Source organism: Embleya sp. NPDC008237 (assembly GCF_042956465.1).
Taxonomy (GTDB): domain Bacteria; phylum Actinomycetota; class Actinomycetes; order Streptomycetales; family Streptomycetaceae; genus Embleya.
This window is the reverse complement of record NZ_JBIBGL010000002.1, coordinates 555,415-575,735: the sequence shown is the minus strand read 5'-3', so window position 1 is coordinate 575,735 and position 20,321 is coordinate 555,415. Positions and strand designations below refer to the sequence as shown.

Genomic DNA, 20,321 nt, shown 5'->3' with positions numbered 1-20,321 from the left:
GGGCGGAGGCGCAGCAGGGCATTCCGCGTTCCGCGGGGAGCCGTCGCCCAGCTCCCGCGCGTGCGCCGTCGGCCCGCCCCTCGGGTGAGCCGTCGGCCCGCCCCTCGGGTGAGCCGTCGGCCCGCTGCGCCGCATCGGCGCGCGGCGGGCCGACGGGGAGCGCTGATCCGCCGACCGGGCGGCTCCTGCCGACTGAGCCCGAGCCCCCCGATCGGCCCTACGCGGAGAGCGCGCCCGGATCCGGGATCACACAGGCCGCGGCGACCTCGTCCAGGGAGAGACCCAGTTCGAGGGCGAGCGCGGCGATCGTGAAGAACGCGGGCGTGGGAGCGCGGCCGGTCTCGATCTTGCGCAGCGTTTCCGGGGACAGGCCCGCCGCGACGGCGACGTGGCCGATGCTGCGCTCACCGCGTGCGCTGCGCAACAACGCACCGAGATGCAGGCCGCGCTCGCGCTCCAGCGGGGTCAATGGGGTTCGTACCATGCTCGTGATACTAATACCGGTATAAGAATTGGTCCAGGAGGGGACGTCGTGGTCGAGATCAAAACCCGAGCCGAAATCGCCGCGATGCGCGAGGCCGGCCGGATTGTGGCGAACGCCCTGGAGGCGACCCGCAAGGTCGCCGCCATCGGCGTGTCGCTCAAGGAGCTGGACGAGGTCGCGCACGCGGTGCTGCGCGAGGCCGGAGCCACATCCCCGTTCCTGGGCTACAAGCCGTCGTTCGCTCCGGTGCCGTTCCCGGGCGTGATCTGCGCGTCGGTCAACGACGTGGTGGTACACGGCATCCCGACGGACTACCGGCTGCGCGACGGCGACCTGTTGAGCGTCGACTTCGGCGCGACGCTGCACGGCTGGACCGGCGACGCCGCGATCACCTTCACCGTGGGCACACCGCGGCCGCGCGACACCGACCTGATCGCCGCGACCCGGCGCGCGCTGGAGGCGGGCATCGCGGCGGCCGTGCCTGGCGGACGCCTGGGCGACATCTCCGCCGCGATCGGCGCGGCCGCCCGCGACGCCGGCTACGGCATGCCGCAGGATCTCGGCGGCCACGGCATCGGCCGCACGATGCACGAGGACCCGCACGTACGCAACGAGGGCCGCCCGGGTCGAGGCATGCTGCTGCGCCCGGGGATGACCCTGGCTCTGGAGCCGATGCTGATCGCCGGCGGCAAGGACCGCTGCTTCACCGCCAAGGACGGCTGGACCATCCACAGCGCCGACGGCTCCCGAGCCGCCCACTTCGAACACACCATCGCCATCACCGAGCAAGGCCCCCGGATCCTCACCCTTCCGTAGCCAGGGCCCGCCCCGAGCGGGCGTCGAGCCCAGGCGATCGAGTTCGGGGCGGGCGGGGAGCTATCCCACCCGCACCGGGCGTCCCTCCCGGCGGGACACCACGCACGCCTCGGCGACGACCTGGGCGGCGAGGGCGTCCGGGCCGGGGCACGGGCTGGGAATTCGGCCTGCGGCCATGGCGACGAACGCGGCGAGTTCCGCGCGGTACGCGTCGCCGAATCGGGTCAGGAAGTCGCCCTCGGTGACGCCGCCGCACGCGTGCGTACCGTGTGTGCCCGCCAGTTCGAGGCGTACGTCGTATCCCGGCTCGTGCTGCCGACCCGCGTGCGCGGTGCCGAGGGTGCCGTCGGCGAGGCGGAAGAGCACCGCGGACACGTCCACGTCGTCGTGTTCGCGGAACACCGCGGCGCCCCGGTTCGCGCCGATCGCGGTCACCTCGACGATCGGCACGCCGGTGACCCACGGCACGATGTCGAAGTCGTGGATGTGCGTGTCCCGGTAGATGCCGCCCGAGGTCGGCACGAACTCGGGCGGCGGCGGCAGGCGGTCCACGCTCACCGCGTGCACCCTGGTCAGCGTGCCGAGCGTGCCCGCGCGCACCGCCGCCCGAGCCGCGAGGTACATCGCATCGAACCGGCGCTGGAAGCCCACCTGGAGTTCCGCGCCGCGGGCCTGCACGTACTCGACGACCTCACGCGCGATCTTCGGGTCGAGTGCGATCGGCTTCTCGCACAGGATCGGCAACCGCGCGTCCGCCGCCCGGCGCAACAGCTCCACGTGCACCGCCGTCGGCGCCGCGATCACGACCGCGTCGATCCCGCCGTACAGCTCGGGCACCCGCACCGCCTCGATCCCGGCGCGCGCGGCGAACGCCTCGGCCCGCGCGTGGTCCGCGTCCGCGACCACGACCCGCTCGACCGCCTCCATCCCACTCAGCGCCCGCGCGTGAAACGCCCCGATCCGCCCGACCCCAAGCACGCCGACCCGCATTGCTCCCCTTTCCGACATCCGCTCCCCTCGACCATCCCACCGGCCCGCCCGCACCCGACGACCGGCCCCATCGCCGTTTCCGCAGCGGCAGACACTTCGCCCACCGCAGCGCCCGTCCCGCAGCCATCGCAGCACCCGCGCAGAGCCCACGGCAGAGCCCACGGCAGAGCCCACCCACGCGTCCCCGAACGAGTGACCTCCGACAGGGCCGACCGAGTGGTGCCCTCGAACACACCCACCACCGTGCACGAATAGCTCACCGAGAGCGGGTAGTCGTGGCCGAATGACGATCTCCCGACGCTCGCTGTTCCGCACCGCACCGATCGCACTCGCCCTGATGGCCGTGCCCGCCGCCCGGAACGCCTCCGCCGCCGGATCCGGTCACGGCAACGACGCCGGCGCGTTCGCGGGTACCGCCGGCGGTCCCACCCCCGACCCGAACGCCGTTCCGCTCCCGGGCCGATCGCCGCTCCCGGCCACCGTCCCGGCCGGCATCGGCCCCCGCTGGGAAGCCGAAATCCCGGCCGAGACCACCCAGTTGTTGCTGGTCGTCGGCGAACACCCGGACAGCGACCGCGCCATGGCCTCGTTCTGGACCCGCCAATCGAGCGGTTGGCAGATCGAGTGCACACACCCCGCGCGCAACGGCCGGCTCGGCTGGACGCCCGACCACCGCGAGGGCGACCTCCGCTCGCCGATCGGCGTCTTCACGCTCACCGACGCCGGCGGCCTGCGCCCCGACCCCGGCACCAGGCTCTCCTACGACCGGTCCGACGGCTTCGCCATCGAGGGCACCGGATTCGCCGGCGAACCGCTCGCCGGCACCTTCGACCACGTGATCGCGATCGACTACAACCGGGTTCGCGGTACCTCGCCCCTGGACCCGACCCGCCCGCGCGGCGACGAGTTCGGCGGTGGCATCTGGCTGCACATCGACCACGACGGCCCCACCCACGGCTGCGTGACCCTGCCGCAGGAGGCGCTGCCGGAGCTGCTGCGCGCACTGGATCCGGCGGCCCACCCGATCGTGGTCATGGGCGACGCGACGACCCTGGCCCTGGGCGGCCCCGCTTCCTGATGTCGGACGGGACTCCTACCCTGTGCGGGTGACCTCCGCCAAGCTCCGTCCACTGCCCGCCGAAGTGGCCGTCCTCCTGGATCAACTCACGCCCTGTCCGCGCCTGGTCGAACATCTGCGCATCGTGCATGACGTCGCGTACCGGCTCTGCGACTGGGTCGCGGCGAACCACCCGGGCCTGGCCTTCGACCGCGACGCGGTGCTGTTCGGCGCCGCCACCCACGACATCGGCAAGACCCTGCATCCGGCGGAGTTGGCCGGGCCCGGTTCGTGCCACGAGCAGGCCGGCTACGACCTGCTGACCGCCCAGGGCGTACCGCCCGCCCGGGCCCGCTTCGCCCGCACGCACGCAGCGTGGGATCCGAACGATCCGGACGAACTGCTCGTGAGCCTGGCCGACAAGGCCTGGAAGGGCAAGCGGGTCGCGGAGCTGGAACAGGCCCTGGTCACGCTGCTCGCGACCGCCTCCGGGCGACCGGAGTGGGAGATTTTCCAGTCCCTCGACGACTTCCTGACCACGATCGACACGGACACGCCGCTGTTCTGAACACCGCGAGATCCCGCGACGACCTCAGGCGTCGGCCGCCCGCCGCCACCGTGCCGCCGCCACGGGGCGCGTCCTCGGGTCGCTCAGCGCGGCAACCTGCGCCACAGCCGCCGCGGCATCACCCGCATGCCCGCGAACACCGGTCGCAGCACGGCGGGCACCCACACCTCGCCCTTGCCGCGCAACAGCGCCCGGATCGTCGCGTCGGCCACCTGGTCCGGGGTGCTGGACAGCGGTGCGGGCGACATGCCCTCGGTCATCCGACCCACCACGAAGCCGGGCCGGACCAGCAGCAGGCGCACCCCGCTGCCCGCGAGCGCATCGGCCAGGCCGCTCGCGAAGCCGTCCAGACCGGCCTTGGCCGAGCCGTACACGTAGTTCGCGCGCCGCACCCGTACACCCGCCACCGACGAGAACACGATCAACCGGCCGTGCCCCTGCGCGCGCAGCACCGTGGCCAGGTGGGTCAGGATGCTCACGTGCGCCGTGTAGTCGGTGTGCACGACGGCGACCGCGTGCGCCGCGTCCAGCTCGGCCCGGCGCTGATCACCGAGGATGCCGAACGCGGTGACCACGATGTCCAGCGGCCCGTGCCGGGCGATCACCTCGTCCAGCATCGGCCGATGCCCGGCCAGGTCGTCGGCGTCGAACTCGACCCGATCCACGTGCCGGGCGCCGGCCTTGCGCAGCAGCGCCTCCTCGTCGTCGAGGTCGTAGCTGCGGCGCGCCGCCAACACGATGGTGCGCGCCCCGCGCGCGGCCAGCCGCTCGGCGACCGCCAACCCGATCTCACTGCGGCCCCCGAGGACCAATACGGTTCCACTCACCCGCACAGTCTGCCGGATCCGGCCGGTGGCCCCGCTCCCCACGATCCGCCCGGACTCAATAGCCTTGCGTCCGTGACGGTGAACACGAACGCGGATGCCTCGGCCGGGACCACGACGGCGGGGACGAACGCGAAACCCGACAGGGCCGCGGACGAGCGGCCGATCGTGCTGCGCGCACCGGACACCGCCGAGCAGGCGGTCGAGCCGCTGCACACGATCCTGGCCGAGCTGGTCCTGGGCGGCGCCGCACTCGGCTGGGTCGCCCCGCCCCCGCGCGCCGAGGTGGCCGCGCTGCTCACCGACCTGGCCGCGGCCCAGCGCGCCGGCAACGCGTCGGTGCGGTTCGCGTACGCGGGCGAGGAACTGCTCGGCTTCGGCTACTGGCGCCGCTACACCCGGCCCACCCATCGCCCGAATGCCGACCTGGAGAAGCTCGCGGTGACCCCGTCGGCGCACGGTCGCGGCGTCGGCCGGTTGCTCACCACGGCACTGATCGAGGACGCGCGCGCCGAGGCGATCGAGATCCTCACCCTCGACGCCCGCGGGGACAACGCGAACGCACTCCACCTGTACCGCTCGCTCGGCTTCGTCGAGTACGGCCGGCTGCACGATTTCGTGGCGGTCGGATCGGCCCGCTACGACAAGGTCTTCTGTTCCGTCGATCTGCGCACACCCCCCGCGTGACCGGGTGGCGCGGGTCCGCGGGCCGGCGCCGGCGCGGCGCACGGGCAGGGTCCGGCTCGGACGCCGATCGGAGCCGGTCGAACGGTTCGGCGCCGGGCATGGAATCACTGCGTGCGGATCCGCGGTCGGCCGCGTGGGTGAACGGCTTGGCCGACTTCGCGACCGGCGTCGAGGTGGTCCTGCCCGCGGACGACGACCTGATCGCGACGCTCCTGGACCTGTCCGTCCCGCACGAGGACTTCAACGAACTCGTCGCCACCCGGGCGGCACTGCTCGCCGATCCGGAACTGCGCGAGGTGTTCGAACGAGCCGTCCGGGCGTTGGTCGCGGGGATCGGCACGGTCGAGCGGCACCTGGAGGTCCCGCCGCTGCCGGCCGCGTGGGGTCCGGTCGGGCGCTGGTTCCACGTGTACGTGTTCATCGCGGCGCGCCCGTTCGTGCTGGCCTACCATCGCTCCCTCGGCATCCCCGACGAGGTCTCCCGCCGCACGCTCGCCGACCTCGGCCGGCATGTCGCGGTGCACCGGCGCCGGCTCGGCATCGGCGGGTTGTTCGCGCTGCACTGGCCCAAACTGCACTTTCGCGGTGAGCTCTATCAGCTGGGCCGGCTGCAATTCCAACGCTCGTTCGTGCTCCAACGGGCCGCCACGAGCGCTGCCGAACGGGGCTTGGCCTACCGGCCGCAGGATCCCGCGCTCGCGCTGCACATCCCGGACTTCCACGGCCCGCTGACCCCGGCGGCCTGCGACGAATCGCTGCGTCTGGCCCGCGAGTTCTTCCCGCGGCACTACCCGACCGAGCGCTACCGGCTCGCGGTGTGCGGCTCGTGGCTGCTGGATCCGCAACTGCGCGAATACCTGCCGGAGCACTCCAACATCATCCGCTTCCAGCGCCGCTTCCACCTGTACGCCGAGTCGGACGACCGAAGCCCCGACGACGCCGCTCCGATCGGCTTCGTCTTCGGCGACCCCGACCTGCCCCTCGCGTCCCTCCCCCGCGACACCACCCTCCAACGCGCCATCGGCGACCACATCCGCGCCGGCCGACACTGGCACGTGCACACCGGCTGGTTCGAACTCTGACCCCACCACCGGCCCCCGGTCGAACACGAACCCGCCGAGCACGCGACGAGCTCGTACGGTCCGCCGTGGGCTCGTCGTGCCGATTCCGGGATCACCCGCAACGTCTCGGAGCAGGCGGGGAAATTCGCCGGCGGGAAGGCGTCCGGCGGGTGAGGATGGCGAGGTGACGAACGATCTTCGGCGCCGGTTCGCGGCGTATGCGTGGGAGCCGGTCACGGTCGGCGCGTCCGGAGCCGGTGTGCATCGGCTGCGTCGGCACGGTGAGGAGTTCTACCTCAAGATCGGCACGCCGAGCCCGCATCCGGATTCCGGGTTCCATCTCTCCGCCGAGGTGGCTCGCGGCCTGTGGGCGGCCGAGCACGGGCTCCCCGTCGCCGAGATCCTGGACCACGACGTCGAGGCGCCCGGCGGCTGGCTGCTCACCCGCGCCGTGCCCGGCCGCTCCGCGGACGACCCGTGGCCCGTCGACCGGCGCGACGCGGTCGTCGACGCGATCGCCGACATGGCCCGCGCCCTGCACGAACTCCCGGTCGCGGATTGCCCGTTCGACCGCACTCTTGCGGTGACCACCCCGGCCGCCGAACACGCGGTCGCGGCCGGCCTGGTCGACCTCGACGACGTGGACGAACACCTCGTCGGCCGCACCGGCGCCGAACTCCTGGCCGAACTGGTCGCAACCACCCCGGCCGACGAGGACCCGGTCGTCGGGCACGGCGACTACTGCCCGCCCAACATCCTCCTCGACCCGGAAACCCTGCGCGTGACCGGCCTGATCGACCTCGGCCGACTGGGCCGCACCGACCGGCACGCGGACCCGGCCCTGCTCACCCGCAGCCTCCTCGACGACGACCACGCGCAGTACTCGCCCGCCCATGCGGCCCGCTTCCTGGCCCGCTACGACCCGCAGGGCACCCTCGACCCGAAGCGCCTGCGGTTCTACCGCCTGCTCGACGAGTTCTGCTGACCACCCGCCGCCGAACGAAGCTGCGGCCCGGTCCTCGGCCGGGCCCGGTCGTCGCGGTCGGGTTCTCCCGTGGTGGTCGAGCGTCTCCCGCGGCAGGCGCTCGACCGGCTCGTCGGCCGTCGGGGCGGTTTCCACCACGGGCCGCCCCGCGACTGCGGCCCGCTCACGCCTGGTCGCGGACGAAGACCCCTGCCCGCGCCGCCACCACCGCCGCGTCCGCCGAGCGCCGTGCCTGCCCGGCGCAGACCGGCTCGTTCGTGATGAACAACCGGTAGTAGAGCGCGCCCACGGCCGTGCGCACCACCTCGCCCGCATCGGTGCCCACCGGCAACTCGCCCCGTGCGATGGCCCGTTCGACCACCTCCTCGGCCTGCGCGAGCCGCCCCGTCAGGAACCCGTGCAGGGCTTCGCCCGTGATCGGCTCGTGCACCGCCGCGACCACCAACGCCCGTGCGGTGGGCCCGCGTTCGGGGTCCTCGAAGCCGCTCACCACCATCGCGGTGATCGCTCGCAGGTCGCCCTGCACGGTGCCGGTGTCCGGGAGCGGCCACGCCTCCTCCGCCGCCAGATCCAACGCGTCCGCGGCCAGCCCGGCCGCGTTCCGCCAGCGTCGATACACCGTGGTCTTGTGCACCCCCGAGCGCGCGGCGACGGCCTCCACGGTCAGTCCGTCGAAGCCCTTGTCCGCCAATTCGGCCAACGTGGCCCGCCGCACGGCGTCCCGCGTCCGCGCGGTCCGCCCTCCCGGCCGCGCCCCGCCGACGCCGCTCACGCGCCGCACCCCGGCCGGGCCGACCCCACCGGGATCCGCGTCGGCATCCGTGCCGCCCACATCCGGGCCGACCAAAAGCAACCCAGTTGCATTAGTGCTTCTCCATCCGTCACACTCATTCTAACGCAACCATGTTGCATTAGCCGAAACCAATGCTCCGCCTCGCGCTGCCCCCAATCGCCTCACCACCGCCCGATCCGCCCGACCGAGGGAACAAGCTCGTATGACGACCGCCACCATCCGTGAATTCCCGCTCACCGGGCCCGAGTCCGGCCCGTACGCGATCACCCTGGGCCCGGACGGCGCACTGTGGTTCACCCTCGTGCACGCGGGCCGGATCGACCGGTTCGACCCGACCGGGACGCACACCTCCCACGACCTCGGCGACCCCGCATGCGGGCCGACCGTACTGACCGTGGGCCCCGACGATGCGTTGTGGTTCACCGAGTACAAGGCGCATCGGATCGGCCGGATCGACCCGGCCGGCGCGGTGACCCACTTCGACCTGCCCACCCCGGGATCCGGCCCGTTCGGCATCACCTCCGGCCCGGACGGCGCGCTGTGGTTCACCGAGACCGCCGCGAACCGGATCGGCCGGATCGACCCGGCCGGAAACGTCACCGGCTTCGCGCTGCCGATCGCGGACGCGTTCCCGTCCGCGATCACCGCCGGCGCCGACGGCGCGCTGTGGTTCACCCTCAACGCCGCCGATGCGCTGGGGCGGATCGGCACGACCGGCGAGGTGACCGTGCATCCGCTGCCCACCAAGGGCGCCGCCCCGGTCGGGATCGCGGCGTCCGCGGACGGCTCGTTGTGGTTCACCGAGATCGGCGCCGGCGCAATCGGGCGGCTCGGCCCCACCGGGGAGTACCACCAATTCCCGCTGCCGGACCCGCAGTCTCGCCCGCACGCGGTCGCGCTGGACACGGCCGGGCACTGCTGGTTCACCGAGTGGGGCACCGGTCGGGTCGGCCGACTCTCCGGCGAGGGCACTCTGACGGAGTACGACTTGCCGACCCCCGCGGCCGAACCGCACGGGCTCGTCCAGGGTCCCGACGGCGCAATCTGGGTCGCCCTGGAAATCGGCGCCCTGGCCCGGATCACCCCCTGAACGACGCCGAAACGCCGCTGGTGGGCACCGATTCACCCGGTCGCGGCAAACTCCGCGCGCACACCCGCCGCAAGACCCCGCCGACACACCGCGCTCCCCGGATGCGCCCCCGAACGCGCCCGCGCATACCGGGGAAGCAGGACACGCGGCCCGTCACCAAATGATGCAAATCGTCGCAAAAAGTGCCTATGGTCGGGACACGGGGGCATCGCCGAGCCCGGCGGTGAAGTCACGATGAGGGAGCACCCGATGCTTACTCAACACATCCGTCAGCCCGCGTCGGTCACGCCGACCCAGGCGGGTACCGTCGCGACGCTCATGATCGAGGAGGAGACGACCATCAGTGACGCGCCGCTGTTCGCACCGGAAGACATCGGTGGCGGACTGCTGGTGCTCGGCCTGCTGCTGTCGCCGAAGCCCCCGAAGGAGCGTTAGGCCGGACCGGATGTCCGTGACATCACCGGTTCCGACGGGAAGTTGATCACACCCATGCCCTTCGCCGACACCTCGCCACACGAGGACTACACGGCGGCGGTCGAGCGAGTGGCAGGCCGTGCCCTCGGCGTCCTCATGGACGTCGAGGGCACGGTCGTACCCGCCGGATTCGCCCCCGCCGATCCTCGCTTGGCCGAACCCCACGACCCCGACGCCGACTTGCCCGGCCTGCGCGTGCTGGGCTCCGACGCATTCGCCCCGCACGTGTTGCGCGGCACGCCGCTGCCGGCCGATCAGGCCGAGGCCGCCGCCCGCGCGTTCACCGTGTTCCCGCCCGACACGCTGGGCGCCTCGCCCGATACCGCGTGGATCATCACGTGGCGCGACTGGGCCACCGCGCACACCCTGACCCGCTTCGGCCTGGCCGTGGACGTGCCCCTGCCGGGCGACGGCGCCCAGGTCGCCGACGCCACGACCTGGCAGGCATGGTCGGTGCGAATGGCGCAACTGTCCTCCCTGGCCCTGCCCGGCCTGGACGGCCCGATCCACGCCGCGGCGCGGCGCAACGCCGAGTCGCTGGCCCGCGGGGTGGTGCGCGCGATGTTGCGCCGCGACTACCGCACCGCCGCGCGGATCGCCCGCTGGCTCGCCCTGCTGGCCGCCGACGGCGTCGCCGTCCCGCTGGAGTTGCACCCGCTGCTGCGGCACGTGCGCCTGTTCGGCGGCGGCAGCACCCGCACCGTGCTCGACACCCGCATCGCCCAACACGTGACCGGACTGGAGGAGTCATGACCGGGGGAATCGTGCGCGGCGACGTGCTCAAGACCGCCCACACGATCGGCTCGCGGGCGCTGCGCTGGCTACAGGACAACGCCCGGTTCGGCCCGTTGCCCACGCACACCGTGGTCGACTTCAACGACCGCGACAGCGCGTACAAGCCGCTCGGCGAGATCGCGCTGGCGACCTCCCTCGTGTTGCGCGAGGGAGTCGCCGGACCCGGCGACCTGGCCGCCGCACGCGAGTTGATCGAGTTCGCGTGGGGGCAGTTCCGCGACGGGGACTTCCTGTACGAACGCCAGGTGCGGCACCCCTTGGTGACCGATCCGCTGGAGACGTACGCGCACTTCGTCCGGGCCGGCATCCGGCACGAGCGGATGGATCGGCTGTGGGCGCATCTGGCCGAGCTGCGCTCGGTGCACGCGATCGAGATGTTGCCCAACCGCCGACTCGCCGTGGCCAACGCCGGCCGGGTCGCCGGATTGGCCCGCCGGCCGAACTGGCCCGCGCTCGCCGCCGACTCGTGGCTGGGCATGACCCCCGAGCCGTGGGTGATCGACTGGATGACCGCGTACCACATGACGCACGCGGTGTTCCACATCACCGACTGGGGTGCGTACCCCGAACTGTTGCCCGCCGAGATCCGCGACTACCTGCGGGTGTGGCTGCCGGTCTGGGTGGACGTGTGGGCGGAGGTCGCCCAGTACGACCTGGTGGGCGAGTTGTTGATCGTCGACGCGTGCCTGGCCGAACCGGTGTGCGACGCCCAGGGATGGCAGACCCTCGCGGCGGCGCAGCACCCGAACGGCCTGCTCCCGCGCGACGCGGATCCGGTGGACGAGGATCCGCAGCGGGCGTTCAAGGATCACGAGCACACGGCGGTGGTGGCGGTCGTGGCCGGCACCGTGACGCTGGCCCGTTCGCTGGGCGCCGCGCCCGCCCCCGCACTCGGGTGAGCGACACGAACGCGGCGCCGATCGCGCCGCTGCTGCGGGCCGCGCCGGCGGCGGGTGCGCTCGTGGTGGCCACCATCCGGGCGGGCGAACACTCGGTGGCGTGTCGCGGAACGGCGGTGGATGCCGACTCCCGCTTCGAACTGGGGTCGGTGACCAAGACGTTCACCGGGCTGCTGCTCGCCGACGCGGTCGCCCGCGGCGAGGCGCGGCTGGACGATCCGCTGATCACCTACCTGCCGCCGACAGCGCGCCCGCGCTGGTCCTCGAACATCACCCTGCTGCACCTGGCCACGCACACCTCCGGGTTGCCGCGGCTCCCGCGTGGCTCGCTGCGCACGGCGCTGCCGGCGTGGTACTCGAACCCCTACGCGGGCTACGACGAGAAGCGCCTGTTCGCGCTGCTGGGGCGGGCCCGGCCGCACGCGCGTCCGGGCACCCGGGTGTCCTACTCCAACCTGGGCGTGGGCCTGCTCGGACACGCACTCGCGCGCGCCGCCGGGCAGCCCTACCCGGATCTGGTGGTCGCCCGGCTGGGCGTGCCGCTGGGCCTGACGATGACCACGTGCGACCCGAACGGGCCGCAGGTGACCGGGTATCTGCGCGGCCGGCCCCGACCGCCGTGGCGGATGCCGGGGCTGCCGGCGGCCGGGGCGCTGCGCAGCACCGGGACGGACCTGACCCGGTATCTGGCCGCGCACTTGGATCCGACGGACGTGCGACCCGCCTCGCTCGCCGAGGCGTTGGTCCAGGTACACCGTCCCAGGCTGGTCGCGCCGCACACCGACGATCGGCTGTGTCTGGTGTGGAACCTGCGCCCGCGAACCGGTCACGATCTGCTCTTCCACGGCGGGGCGACCCGCGGCTTCACCGCATTCGTCGGCTTCAGTCCCCAGGCCGGGGTCGCCTTGGCCGCGCTGGCGAACACGGCGGCGGGACCGCGGGCGCCGTTCCTCCAGGTCGCGTACGAGTGCCTGCGCGACCTCGCGGCGACGGCGATGGCGGATTGAACCCGAGCGGGCCGCCCACGCAGCGGGGTTCGGGAGCACGGACGGGGTTCGGGAGCGCGAACGGGCCTCCAGCGCACCGAGGTTCCCGAACGCACGCGAGCCTCCCGCCCCGACTGGTCGGGCACGGTCGCGGACACGATCCGGGGCGGCGCCCCCCGAGGGCGTAGCCCGAACTCCCCTGCCCGGCCGGGCGGACGGCGGATCCCGGCCGGGGCGCCGTCGCGATTCGGGCGCCCGAAGGCGCGGCGTGTGCGGCCCGGCCGGGTCGGTCGTTACGCGCGCTCCGCCTCGCCGTCCAGCGATTCGGCGATCGCGCGGAGCCAGATCACCACGGCCTCGGCGCCCGGGTCGACGGTGCCGATCGCCCGGTCGCCGAGGTAGCTGCTGCGACCCCGACGGGCACTGCGGCCGGCCGTCTCCTCGGTGCCGGCTGCGGCCGCGTCGATCGCCTCGGCCAGACTCGCACCGCCGACCAGCGCCTCGCCGGCCGGTACCAGGGCGTCCAGCATGGTCCGGTCGCCGACCTGTGCACCACCGAGTTCGCCGATCGCCCGCGCGCCGGCGGCCAGGGCCTCGCGCCACCCGCGCGGCCCGGTGTCCTGCGCCACGGCCGAGGCCGCACGCAGGAGCAGCACCGAGTACAGCGGGCCGGACGTGCCGCCGAGCGCCCGCCGCACGGTGTCCGCCAGGCCGCGCAGCACGGCGGCCGGCGAACCGCCGCCGTAGCCCGGCAATTCGCGCCCGATCGCCTCGGCCCCGCGCGCGAGGCTGATGCCCAGGTCGCCGTCGCCGACGATCCGGTCCAGCTCGGTCAGGTGCGGTTCGGCCTCGGTCAGCGCCGCGCAGACGGCCTCGATCGCCCGGGTCAGGGGGGTCGGTTCGGTCAGCGGGGTGCCCGCGTCGGCGCTGCCGGGCGCGGGCGCGGCCGGCAGCACGGTGACCTCACCCACGCGGCCCGCCACCGGGGTCGGCCAGGCGGGGGCCGAGGTGGCCGCGTCCAGGCGGGCCAACCGCGCGTCGTCGACCCGAAGCAGGGACAACGACATGCCGGCCATCTCCAACGCGGTCAGGAACGAGCCGCGCCACGCCCGTTCCAGGACCAGGCCCCGACCCGCGAGGTCGCGCACGGCGCCCCGCAGCACGATGTCCAGCTCCATCGTGGGGGTGCCGCCGAGGTTGTTGACCAGCAACGCGACCCGGTCGCCGGCCGCGAGGCCGGTCTCCGCGACGATCCGATCGAGCAGTTCGGTGACGAACGTGTCGGCGGAGGCGATCTTGTCCCGCCGCACACCCGCCTCACCGTGGATGCCCAGGCCCAGTTCGACCTCGTCCTCGCCGAGTTCGAACCCGGGTCGGCCGGCCGCCGGCACCGTGCACGGGGTCAGTGCCACGCCCATCGTGCCGACCGCGCCCGCCGCCGCCTCGGCCTCGGCCTTGACCTCGGCCAGACTCGCGCCGGACTCCGCCGCCGCGCCGGCCACCTTGTGCACGAACACCGTCCCGGCGATGCCCCGCCGTCCCGCGGTGTCGTCGCCGCTCGCGAGCGCCACGTCGTCCGCGACCACGACGGTCTCGACCGCGATCCCCTCGGCCCGCGCCAACTCGGCGGCGAGCCCGAAGTTGAGCCGATCCCCGGTGTACGACTTGACCACCAGCAACACGCCCGCCGGCCCGGCGACGGTGCGGATCGCGGCCAGGATGGTGTCGGTGGACGGTGAGGTGAACACGTCCCCCGACACGGCCGCGGTGAGCATCCCGGGCCCGACGTACCCGGCGTGCGCGGGTTCGTGGCCGGCTCCCCCGCCGGAGATCACCGCGACCCGGCCGCGCTCGGCATGGGCCCGGGCGTCGGCGCGCAGCGCGACGTTCGCATCGGCCAGCAGCGCGATGTCGGGATGCGCGAGGGCCAGGCCTTCGAGCATCTCGGGCACGACGTCGCGGGCGGCATTGATCAGCTTCTTCATGGCTGAATCTCTACCTGGAAGCGCGCCGGACCAACCCCATCGGGGGGTCGTGGATCGTGTGCGACCGGGTGCGCGAGACCCGCGTGCCCCGGCGGGGCCGCACCGTTCCCGACGCACCGAGGCACGCCGAGCCGCCGCCGGCCGACGGGCTGCGCCGGCCGGCGGCGGCGCGCACTACTCCATCGACACGGGCGCGCGCACCTTCCGGGACGCCCCCGGGCGTGGGACGCCGTCCACCGACACGCAGATCCCGTACACCCGGGCCTGCGACGTCCAGCCGTTGGCGCGGCCCCGGTTGTTGCTGATCTGTACGCGCGCGCGGGTGTCGTCCAGCGCGGAGACCAGGTGGAGGTACATCTTTCCGGCGACCCGGGCGAGCACGATGTCGCCGATTTCGAGGCGGGCCGGATCGACCGGCGCGACGGTCACGAGTTGGCGACTGCGGATAAGCGGAACCATGGAGGCCCCGCGCGGGCGAAACTCGACGGTGGCGCCGTGCGCCACCTTGGCGGCCATGCTGTCCATCATCCCCATCGCGCACCAGGATGACGGATGGGCGCCGAGCCTGCCACGGGTTTTTTCCGCCTGCGGGTATCGGCCCGCACGCCCTCGTCGCGGCGAACACCGTCCTCGGATGCCGACATGTCCACCGGCTCACGGATCCGGGGCGATGGGGGCCGATCCCGCGCGCCGGCGACCACCGGGCAACCCGGTTGCCGGGAAAAGCGGGGACCGGACAGAATTGCCCGACCAGCGAACGGCGGCGGCGAGGATTGCGGCCACTGCCCGTACCACCTGCGGGGGCGAGTGTGATCGAGACCAGCGCGATACTCGGGGTGAGCGCCGTGGCGCTCGGGATGGTGCTGACGCCCGGGCCGAACATGATGTACGTGACCTCGCGCAGCATCACCCAGGGTCGCCGGGCCGGCCTGGTGTCGCTGCTGGGTGTGGGGCTCGGCTTCCTGATCTACATGTCGATGGCCAACCTCGGCCTGTCCGCGGTGTTCCTGGTGGTGCCGGAGCTGTACACCGCGGTCAAGCTCGCCGGTGCCGGCTACCTCGGCTGGCTCGCGTGGCAGGCGCTGCGGCCGGGTGGGATCTCGGCGTTCGCCCCGCAGGAGCTCGCCCCGGACTCGAATCGGCGGCTGTTCACGATGGGTCTGGTGACGAACCTGCTGAACCCCAAGGCCGCGATCATGTACCTGTCGCTGATCCCGCAGTTCGTCGACCCCTCCGCCGGACACGTGCTGCTCCAGGGGTTCGCCCTGGGCACGATCCAGATTCTGATCAGTCTCGCGGTGAACACGATCCTGGTCCTGGCGGCCGGCACGATCGCGGTGTTCCTGGCCCGGCGGCCGTCCTGGCTGCGGATCCAGCGCTACGTGATGGGCACCGTCCTGGGTGGGCTCGCGGTCAAGTTGGCCACCGATCGCAGCCACCCGGCGGCCGCGTGACCCCGGGCGCCACGCACCGTCCCGGACCGACCGGGCACCGCGGCGGGAACGGGCGGGCCGCGCGGCGGGCCGGCTATTCGGCGCCCGGTGCGGGCAACAGGTCCGGCGGGGGTATCGCGACGGTGCGCTTGTGGGCCACCTCGCGTACGTGGTCGGGCAGTTCCGCGACGTCGAGCAGTCGGGGCAGCAGGTCGGCCTCGGTGGTCAGGGCCCGGAAACACTCGCCGATGGTGAGGTCGTGGCGGGCCGGACGGGAGACGATCGTGATCGTGTCCCCCGCAGCGATCTCGCCCGGTTCGATCACCCGCAGATAGGCACCGGGAAGCGCCCGTTCGGTGAACCTGCGCACCCATCGGCGCTCGTCCAGCCACAGCGCGAAGGTCGCACACGGTATGCGCGGGACGGACACCTCCAACAGCGCGCCGGCCGCGCCCACCCGCCAACGCTCGCCGATCAGCGCGGCCTCCAGGTCCAGGCCGGACGTGGTGAGGTTCTCCCCGAAGCTGCCGTTGCCCAGCTCGCGCCCGAGCTCCCGCGCCCACATGTCCAGGTTCTCGCGCGAATAGGCGTAGACGGCCTGATCGTTCCCGCCGTGGTTGTGCCGGTCGTACACGCCGTCGCCGACCAGCCCGCTGCCCAGTCCCCCGGGTCCGGATCCGGGTGCGCGCACGGCGACCGAATGGTCGACGGGTCGTTTGTCGATTCCGGTCGTCCCGACGCCGGACTTGGCCGGATTGGGTCGTGGCCGGGCGAGGTTCACCGAGATCACGTGCGACATGTCAGCAGGCTACCGGGCCGACGGCGGCCCGGATCGGGCCGATTGCGGCGGCGCCGACCGCGTATGCGGGCCGGACTCGGGCAAATACCTGATATCGGCGCCCTCGGGGGCGCCGGGGCCCGTCTGTCCGGGCTTCAGGGAGGGACCACGACATGAGTTCGCTGTCGAAGACGCTCAAGAAGATCCAGAGTTACATCCGCCGCAATCCGCGACAGGTCGAGCAGGGCCGTCGGCTCGTGCGCGACCGCCTCGCCCGCCGCCGCGGCGGTCGCGGGCAGGGCCCGGGCAACCCGCCGAGCAACCCGGCCTGATCCGACCGACCGGGGCGAACGCACCGCGCTCGCAGGCGAATCCGGCGCGCGCGCCCCGGCTCCTGCGGTCGAACGCGCGCAAGGTGCCACGAAAGCCGCGACCTCGTGTTCATCCCCGCAGTCGAGCGGGAGCGGTGCTCATCCGATCAGGGTCCGCTTGGCCCGCACGACGCAGAATTCGTTGCCCTCCGGGTCGGCGAGTACGGTCCACGATTCGGTGCCGGTCTGGCCGACGTCCACGCGGCGGGCACCGAGCGCAACGACCCGCTCGATCTCCGCCTCCCGCTCGCCGGGCCCGGCGCCCGGGGTCAGGTCCAGGTGCAGCCGGTTCTTGACCGTCTTGACGTCGGTGACCGGCATGAAACAGATGCCGATCGGCGCGCCCGGCTCGGTCCCGATGACCACCTCGCGCTCGCGCTCCGACAGGATCTCCCACCCCAGGACGTCGGCCCAGAAACGGGCCAGGCCCGGCAGATCGTGTGCGTCGATGACGATGTGGTGCAGGGAAATGGCCATGCCCGCCATTGTGTGACGCGCCATCGCTCGCTCCAACGGAATTTACCGCCCGCGGGCGGGCCCGGATCACCTGCCGCCCGGACACCGGCGCGAGCGCGTGTCGGCCCGGGCCGAAGGGTGCCGACCACCACGTGCTCGACCCGTCCGCGTCGGGCCCACCGGCCCGGAATCGGAGCGGGCGGGCGTGTCACACTGGCCCGCATGCCGAAGTCCGCCGCAGAGGTGCGCGCCCAGTTGGAGACGTTCTACGACGCGGTGGCTCGCCGGGCCACGCGTACGGAGACGTTCGGCGGGTTGACCCTGTTCGTCCGGGAGGGCCAGGGATGGCCCCGTTACGCACGACCCACGCTCGGCAGCTCCGTCGAGCCCACCGCCGCGGACGTCCGCGCGGTGCGGGCGCGGCAGAGAGAGTTGAAAGTGCCCGAGTCGTTCGAATGGGTCGACGAGACCACCCCGGCGCTGCGGGCAGCGGCGATCGAAGCCGAGTTGCACGTGCACGAGCACCCGCTGATGGTGCTCGATCCCACCGAGCGACCCAGCGAACGCCCGGACCTGCCGGATCTGGTGACGGTGCGTCGGGTCCGGGCGGACGCCACCGATTTGGCGATCGTGCACAGCGTCGCGACGGTCGGGTTCGCCAACCCGGGCACCGCGTCCGGAACCGACGGCCCCACCGAGCGGGACACCACCGCCCTGGGCCAGGACCCGAATCTGCTGTCCTACCTCAACGAGCGGCTGCGCTCCGGCGAGACGGTGATGTTCGCCGCGTACAGCCCGGCCGGGCCCCTGTGCGTGGGCAGCTACCAGCACCTGTACGACACGGCGGAGATCGTCGGTGTGGCCACGCTCCCCGCGGCCCGACGCGGCGGCCTCGCGGCGGCGGTGACCTGGGAGCTGGCCGGGCATGCGCTCGACGGCGGGAACGACACGGTGTTCCTGTCGGCGGGCGACGAGGACGTGGCGCGCATGTACGGCCGGCTCGGCTTCCGATCGGTGGGCACGGCGCTGATCGCGGAGGCACCATGAGCGCGAAAGAGCCCGAGCCGGGCCCCGCGAAAGCGCTCGTGTTGCCCATCCCGCCGGGCCGCAACCCCACCGCCGCCGAGCTGGCCGCGGCACACGGGCGCAGCATCCCGGACGTGATCGGGCCCGACCTTCGAGTGTTGTTCTGCGGGATCAACCCGGGCCTGTGGTCCGGCGCCACCGGTCGGCACTTCGCCCGTCCGGGGAACCGGTTCTGGCCCGCGCTGTACGCGTCCGGGTTCACACCTCGCCTGCTCGCTCCGACCGAGCAGGACGAGCTGCTCGCGCTCGGTCTCGGCATCACCAACGTGGTGGCCCGCACCACCGCCCGCGCGGACGAGTTGACCAAGGACGAGTACATCGCGGGCGGCGCGGCGCTCACGGCCAGGGTGCACCGGTACCGACCGGCCTGGCTGGCGGTGTTGGGCATCGGCGCGTACCGGACCGGCTTCGGCCGGCCGAAGGCGGTGGTCGGCCGGCAGCACGAGACGATCGGCGACACCGGGATCTGGGTGCTGCCGAACCCGAGCGGCCTGAACGCGCACTGGACGGCGGCGGCGCTGGGCGAGGCGTTCGCCGAACTCCGGGCGGCGAGCGATCCGGACTCCTCGGGCGCGGACGGGGCCGCCGAGCGCCGAGCGGCTCCGGAAGCCCCGGCGGGTCCCGAGGGGCGGGGCGCCGCGCCGCCGGCATGAGGCGGCCGGGGCCGGTGGTCCCGCGCGACGGCACGCCGTCCGCCGATGCCCGATGCCCGGAGCCCGGGTTCCCGGGCGAGTCGGGACCGTTTCGGCTACCTGTATCCGAGTCGATACGTCAACCGACCGAGTGGCATCACCCGGTTGGTGGTTACTTCACGCCCCCTCGCGCGGTTGGGTCGGCATGAAGATCCTGCGGGCCCCGTTCGGGCCGTGGCCCACCGAGACGATCGAGACCCCCGTCTACGAGGCGTTGGTCGCGGAGTGGCGCGACTCGGGTCGGGAGGTGCCGGGAGCGGTGGACCGACCGCACGACCGCCCGGCCCGACACGCCCGCCCGCCGTACTCCGGGCCGCGGACCGGCCGTCCCTGAGCCCGCGCACCGCCCGCGCCCGCGGCGGACCGCCCGACCGCCTCCGCCGCCCGCCGGGCGCGGCGCGGAGACCCGTTCTCGGGTCGCCCCGGCCGCCGCCCTCGCGGCGGATGCGGCAGGCCCCACGACACCGCGCCGCCGGCGTGTCGCGCGACCGCTCGACGCGGTGCACGCGAGTACCGTCGTGCCGGGCATCCGGCGGGAGCCGGTCCCACACCGCCCGCAGGGCACCGCCGCACCCGGTGCCCCGGGGGCCGCACCGCCGGTGGCGGGCCCGCCGGTGGCGATCCGTGGTACGCCGAGAACCGCGACACGACACAACACCTGGGGGTGCAACGACCACCCCGCCACTACATATATGCTCTGCGACGCAGCTGGTTCGCCGTTCCCTCAGGGGAAGGGCGACGCGAGAGGGAATCCGGTGTGAAGCCGGAACTGCCCCGCAGCGGTGAGCGGGAACGAACGTCGTCATGGAGCGCCGAACGTCGAGAGACATTCGGGAAGCGACGACCACTAGGTACTCCGCGGCCCGCCGAGCACGCCGTGCCCGGCGGTGCCCCGGCATGCCCGCGAGTCCGAATACCTGCCGGCTGCCCGTGCCTTCGGGCGCGGGGTCACCTGTACGTACGAGCTCGCGAGGAGAGAGCACGTGACCGTTGTGGACAGCGTGGGCGCGA

At 73.3% G+C, this 20,321-nt stretch carries 24 protein-coding genes and 1 riboswitch; of the genes, 16 read left to right on the top strand and 8 right to left on the bottom strand.

Annotation, left to right across the window (positions count from 1 at the left end; translation table 11 throughout):
- Positions 1-217: 217 nt before the first annotated feature.
- Positions 218-484 (bottom strand): helix-turn-helix domain-containing protein, encoded by a 267-nt coding sequence (locus tag ACFZBU_RS05720; protein ID WP_391582207.1) that lies wholly within the window; start codon positions 482-484, stop codon positions 218-220.
- Positions 485-532: 48 nt separating this feature from the next.
- On the opposite strand from ACFZBU_RS05720, the gene map reads away from it, so the two are divergent.
- Positions 533-1,300 carry a type I methionyl aminopeptidase gene (gene map, locus ACFZBU_RS05715; protein ID WP_391582206.1) on the top strand — a complete coding sequence of 256 codons (768 nt, stop codon included), beginning with the start codon at positions 533-535 and terminating at the stop codon, positions 1,298-1,300.
- Positions 1,301-1,360: 60 nt separating this feature from the next.
- On the opposite strand, the gene ACFZBU_RS05710 is transcribed toward map, so the two are convergent.
- A complete protein-coding gene (locus tag ACFZBU_RS05710; RefSeq protein WP_391582205.1) occupies positions 1,361-2,344 on the bottom strand; it encodes a Gfo/Idh/MocA family oxidoreductase in 984 nt (327 codons plus the stop codon).
- Positions 2,345-2,573: 229 nt separating this feature from the next.
- Here ACFZBU_RS05710 and ACFZBU_RS05705 point away from each other — a divergent pair, with 229 nt between their 5' ends.
- Positions 2,574-3,368 (top strand): L,D-transpeptidase family protein, encoded by a 795-nt coding sequence (locus ACFZBU_RS05705; protein WP_391582204.1) that lies wholly within the window; start codon positions 2,574-2,576, stop codon positions 3,366-3,368.
- 22 nt (positions 3,369-3,390) lie between these two features.
- Positions 3,391-3,915, top strand: coding sequence for an HD domain-containing protein (locus ACFZBU_RS05700; RefSeq protein WP_391582203.1), 525 nt, complete (start codon positions 3,391-3,393; stop codon positions 3,913-3,915).
- 83 nt (positions 3,916-3,998) lie between these two features.
- Here ACFZBU_RS05700 and ACFZBU_RS05695 read toward each other — a convergent pair whose 3' ends face one another.
- On the bottom strand, positions 3,999-4,742 hold the full coding sequence (locus ACFZBU_RS05695) for an SDR family NAD(P)-dependent oxidoreductase (RefSeq protein ID WP_391582202.1): 744 nt from the start codon (positions 4,740-4,742) through the stop codon (positions 3,999-4,001).
- Between the two features lie 72 nt (positions 4,743-4,814).
- Between ACFZBU_RS05695 and ACFZBU_RS05690 the strand changes: the two genes are divergently transcribed.
- From ACFZBU_RS05690 to ACFZBU_RS05680, 3 genes are all read left to right on the top strand, one after another.
- Positions 4,815-5,426, top strand: coding sequence for a GNAT family N-acetyltransferase (locus ACFZBU_RS05690; protein ID WP_391582201.1), 612 nt, complete (start codon positions 4,815-4,817; stop codon positions 5,424-5,426).
- A gap of 98 nt (positions 5,427-5,524) precedes the next feature.
- On the top strand, positions 5,525-6,508 hold the full coding sequence (locus tag ACFZBU_RS05685) for an acyltransferase domain-containing protein (protein ID WP_391582200.1): 984 nt from the start codon (positions 5,525-5,527) through the stop codon (positions 6,506-6,508).
- A 163-nt stretch (positions 6,509-6,671) separates the two neighbouring features.
- Entirely contained in the window at positions 6,672-7,472 is an 801-nt protein-coding gene (locus ACFZBU_RS05680) for an APH(3') family aminoglycoside O-phosphotransferase (RefSeq protein WP_391582199.1), read from the top strand.
- Between the two features lie 163 nt (positions 7,473-7,635).
- Here the strand turns inward: ACFZBU_RS05680 and ACFZBU_RS05675 are convergent, their stop codons facing one another.
- Positions 7,636-8,244: a TetR/AcrR family transcriptional regulator gene (locus tag ACFZBU_RS05675; protein ID WP_391582198.1), complete on the bottom strand. Its 609-nt coding sequence runs from the start codon at positions 8,242-8,244 to the stop codon at positions 7,636-7,638.
- A gap of 223 nt (positions 8,245-8,467) precedes the next feature.
- Between ACFZBU_RS05675 and ACFZBU_RS05670 the strand changes: the two genes are divergently transcribed.
- The 5 genes from ACFZBU_RS05670 (at position 8,468) to ACFZBU_RS05650 (ending at position 12,530) form a co-directional block, all read left to right on the top strand.
- Positions 8,468-9,355 carry a virginiamycin B lyase gene (locus tag ACFZBU_RS05670; protein ID WP_391582197.1) on the top strand — a complete coding sequence of 296 codons (888 nt, stop codon included), beginning with the start codon at positions 8,468-8,470 and terminating at the stop codon, positions 9,353-9,355.
- Positions 9,356-9,604: 249 nt separating this feature from the next.
- Positions 9,605-9,790 carry a hypothetical protein gene (locus ACFZBU_RS05665; protein ID WP_391582196.1) on the top strand — a complete coding sequence of 62 codons (186 nt, stop codon included), beginning with the start codon at positions 9,605-9,607 and terminating at the stop codon, positions 9,788-9,790.
- A 54-nt stretch (positions 9,791-9,844) separates the two neighbouring features.
- Positions 9,845-10,582 carry a hypothetical protein gene (locus tag ACFZBU_RS05660; RefSeq protein ID WP_391582195.1) on the top strand — a complete coding sequence of 246 codons (738 nt, stop codon included), beginning with the start codon at positions 9,845-9,847 and terminating at the stop codon, positions 10,580-10,582.
- A complete protein-coding gene (locus ACFZBU_RS05655) occupies positions 10,579-11,523 on the top strand; it encodes a DUF6895 family protein (RefSeq protein ID WP_391582194.1) in 945 nt (314 codons plus the stop codon). Before ACFZBU_RS05660 ends, ACFZBU_RS05655 begins: the two co-directional genes overlap by 4 nt.
- Entirely contained in the window at positions 11,520-12,530 is a 1,011-nt protein-coding gene (locus ACFZBU_RS05650; RefSeq protein ID WP_391582193.1) for a serine hydrolase domain-containing protein, read from the top strand. Before ACFZBU_RS05655 ends, ACFZBU_RS05650 begins: the two co-directional genes overlap by 4 nt.
- Before the next feature lie 272 nt (positions 12,531-12,802).
- Here ACFZBU_RS05650 and ACFZBU_RS05645 read toward each other — a convergent pair whose 3' ends face one another.
- Positions 12,803-14,494, bottom strand: coding sequence for a dihydroxyacetone kinase family protein (locus ACFZBU_RS05645; RefSeq protein WP_391582192.1), 1,692 nt, complete (start codon positions 14,492-14,494; stop codon positions 12,803-12,805).
- Positions 14,495-14,668: 174 nt separating this feature from the next.
- Positions 14,669-15,010: a S26 family signal peptidase gene (locus ACFZBU_RS05640; protein WP_391582191.1), complete on the bottom strand. Its 342-nt coding sequence runs from the start codon at positions 15,008-15,010 to the stop codon at positions 14,669-14,671.
- 293 nt (positions 15,011-15,303) lie between these two features.
- On the opposite strand from ACFZBU_RS05640, the gene ACFZBU_RS05635 reads away from it, so the two are divergent.
- Positions 15,304-15,948: a LysE family translocator gene (locus ACFZBU_RS05635; protein WP_391582190.1), complete on the top strand. Its 645-nt coding sequence runs from the start codon at positions 15,304-15,306 to the stop codon at positions 15,946-15,948.
- A 73-nt stretch (positions 15,949-16,021) separates the two neighbouring features.
- Here the strand turns inward: ACFZBU_RS05635 and ACFZBU_RS05630 are convergent, their stop codons facing one another.
- A complete protein-coding gene (locus ACFZBU_RS05630) occupies positions 16,022-16,726 on the bottom strand; it encodes an MOSC domain-containing protein (RefSeq protein WP_391582189.1) in 705 nt (234 codons plus the stop codon).
- Between the two features lie 152 nt (positions 16,727-16,878).
- Between ACFZBU_RS05630 and ACFZBU_RS05625 the strand changes: the two genes are divergently transcribed.
- Positions 16,879-17,037, top strand: coding sequence for a hypothetical protein (locus tag ACFZBU_RS05625; protein WP_391582188.1), 159 nt, complete (start codon positions 16,879-16,881; stop codon positions 17,035-17,037).
- Positions 17,038-17,175: 138 nt separating this feature from the next.
- On the opposite strand, the gene ACFZBU_RS05620 is transcribed toward ACFZBU_RS05625, so the two are convergent.
- Positions 17,176-17,553, bottom strand: a complete 378-nt coding sequence (locus tag ACFZBU_RS05620; protein WP_391582187.1) for a VOC family protein — start codon at positions 17,551-17,553, stop codon at positions 17,176-17,178.
- 201 nt (positions 17,554-17,754) lie between these two features.
- Here ACFZBU_RS05620 and ACFZBU_RS05615 point away from each other — a divergent pair, with 201 nt between their 5' ends.
- The 3 genes from ACFZBU_RS05615 (at position 17,755) to ACFZBU_RS05605 (ending at position 19,644) form a co-directional block, all read left to right on the top strand.
- On the top strand, positions 17,755-18,579 hold the full coding sequence (locus tag ACFZBU_RS05615) for a GNAT family N-acetyltransferase (protein WP_391582186.1): 825 nt from the start codon (positions 17,755-17,757) through the stop codon (positions 18,577-18,579).
- Positions 18,576-19,271, top strand: a complete 696-nt coding sequence (gene mug, locus ACFZBU_RS05610; protein ID WP_391582185.1) for a G/U mismatch-specific DNA glycosylase — start codon at positions 18,576-18,578, stop codon at positions 19,269-19,271. The genes ACFZBU_RS05615 and mug overlap by 4 nt, the downstream gene beginning before the upstream one ends.
- 184 nt (positions 19,272-19,455) lie before the next feature.
- Positions 19,456-19,644, top strand: coding sequence for a hypothetical protein (locus ACFZBU_RS05605; RefSeq protein ID WP_391582184.1), 189 nt, complete (start codon positions 19,456-19,458; stop codon positions 19,642-19,644).
- Positions 19,645-20,002: 358 nt separating this feature from the next.
- Positions 20,003-20,250, top strand: a riboswitch (cobalamin riboswitch).
- Positions 20,251-20,321: the final 71 nt, after the last annotated feature.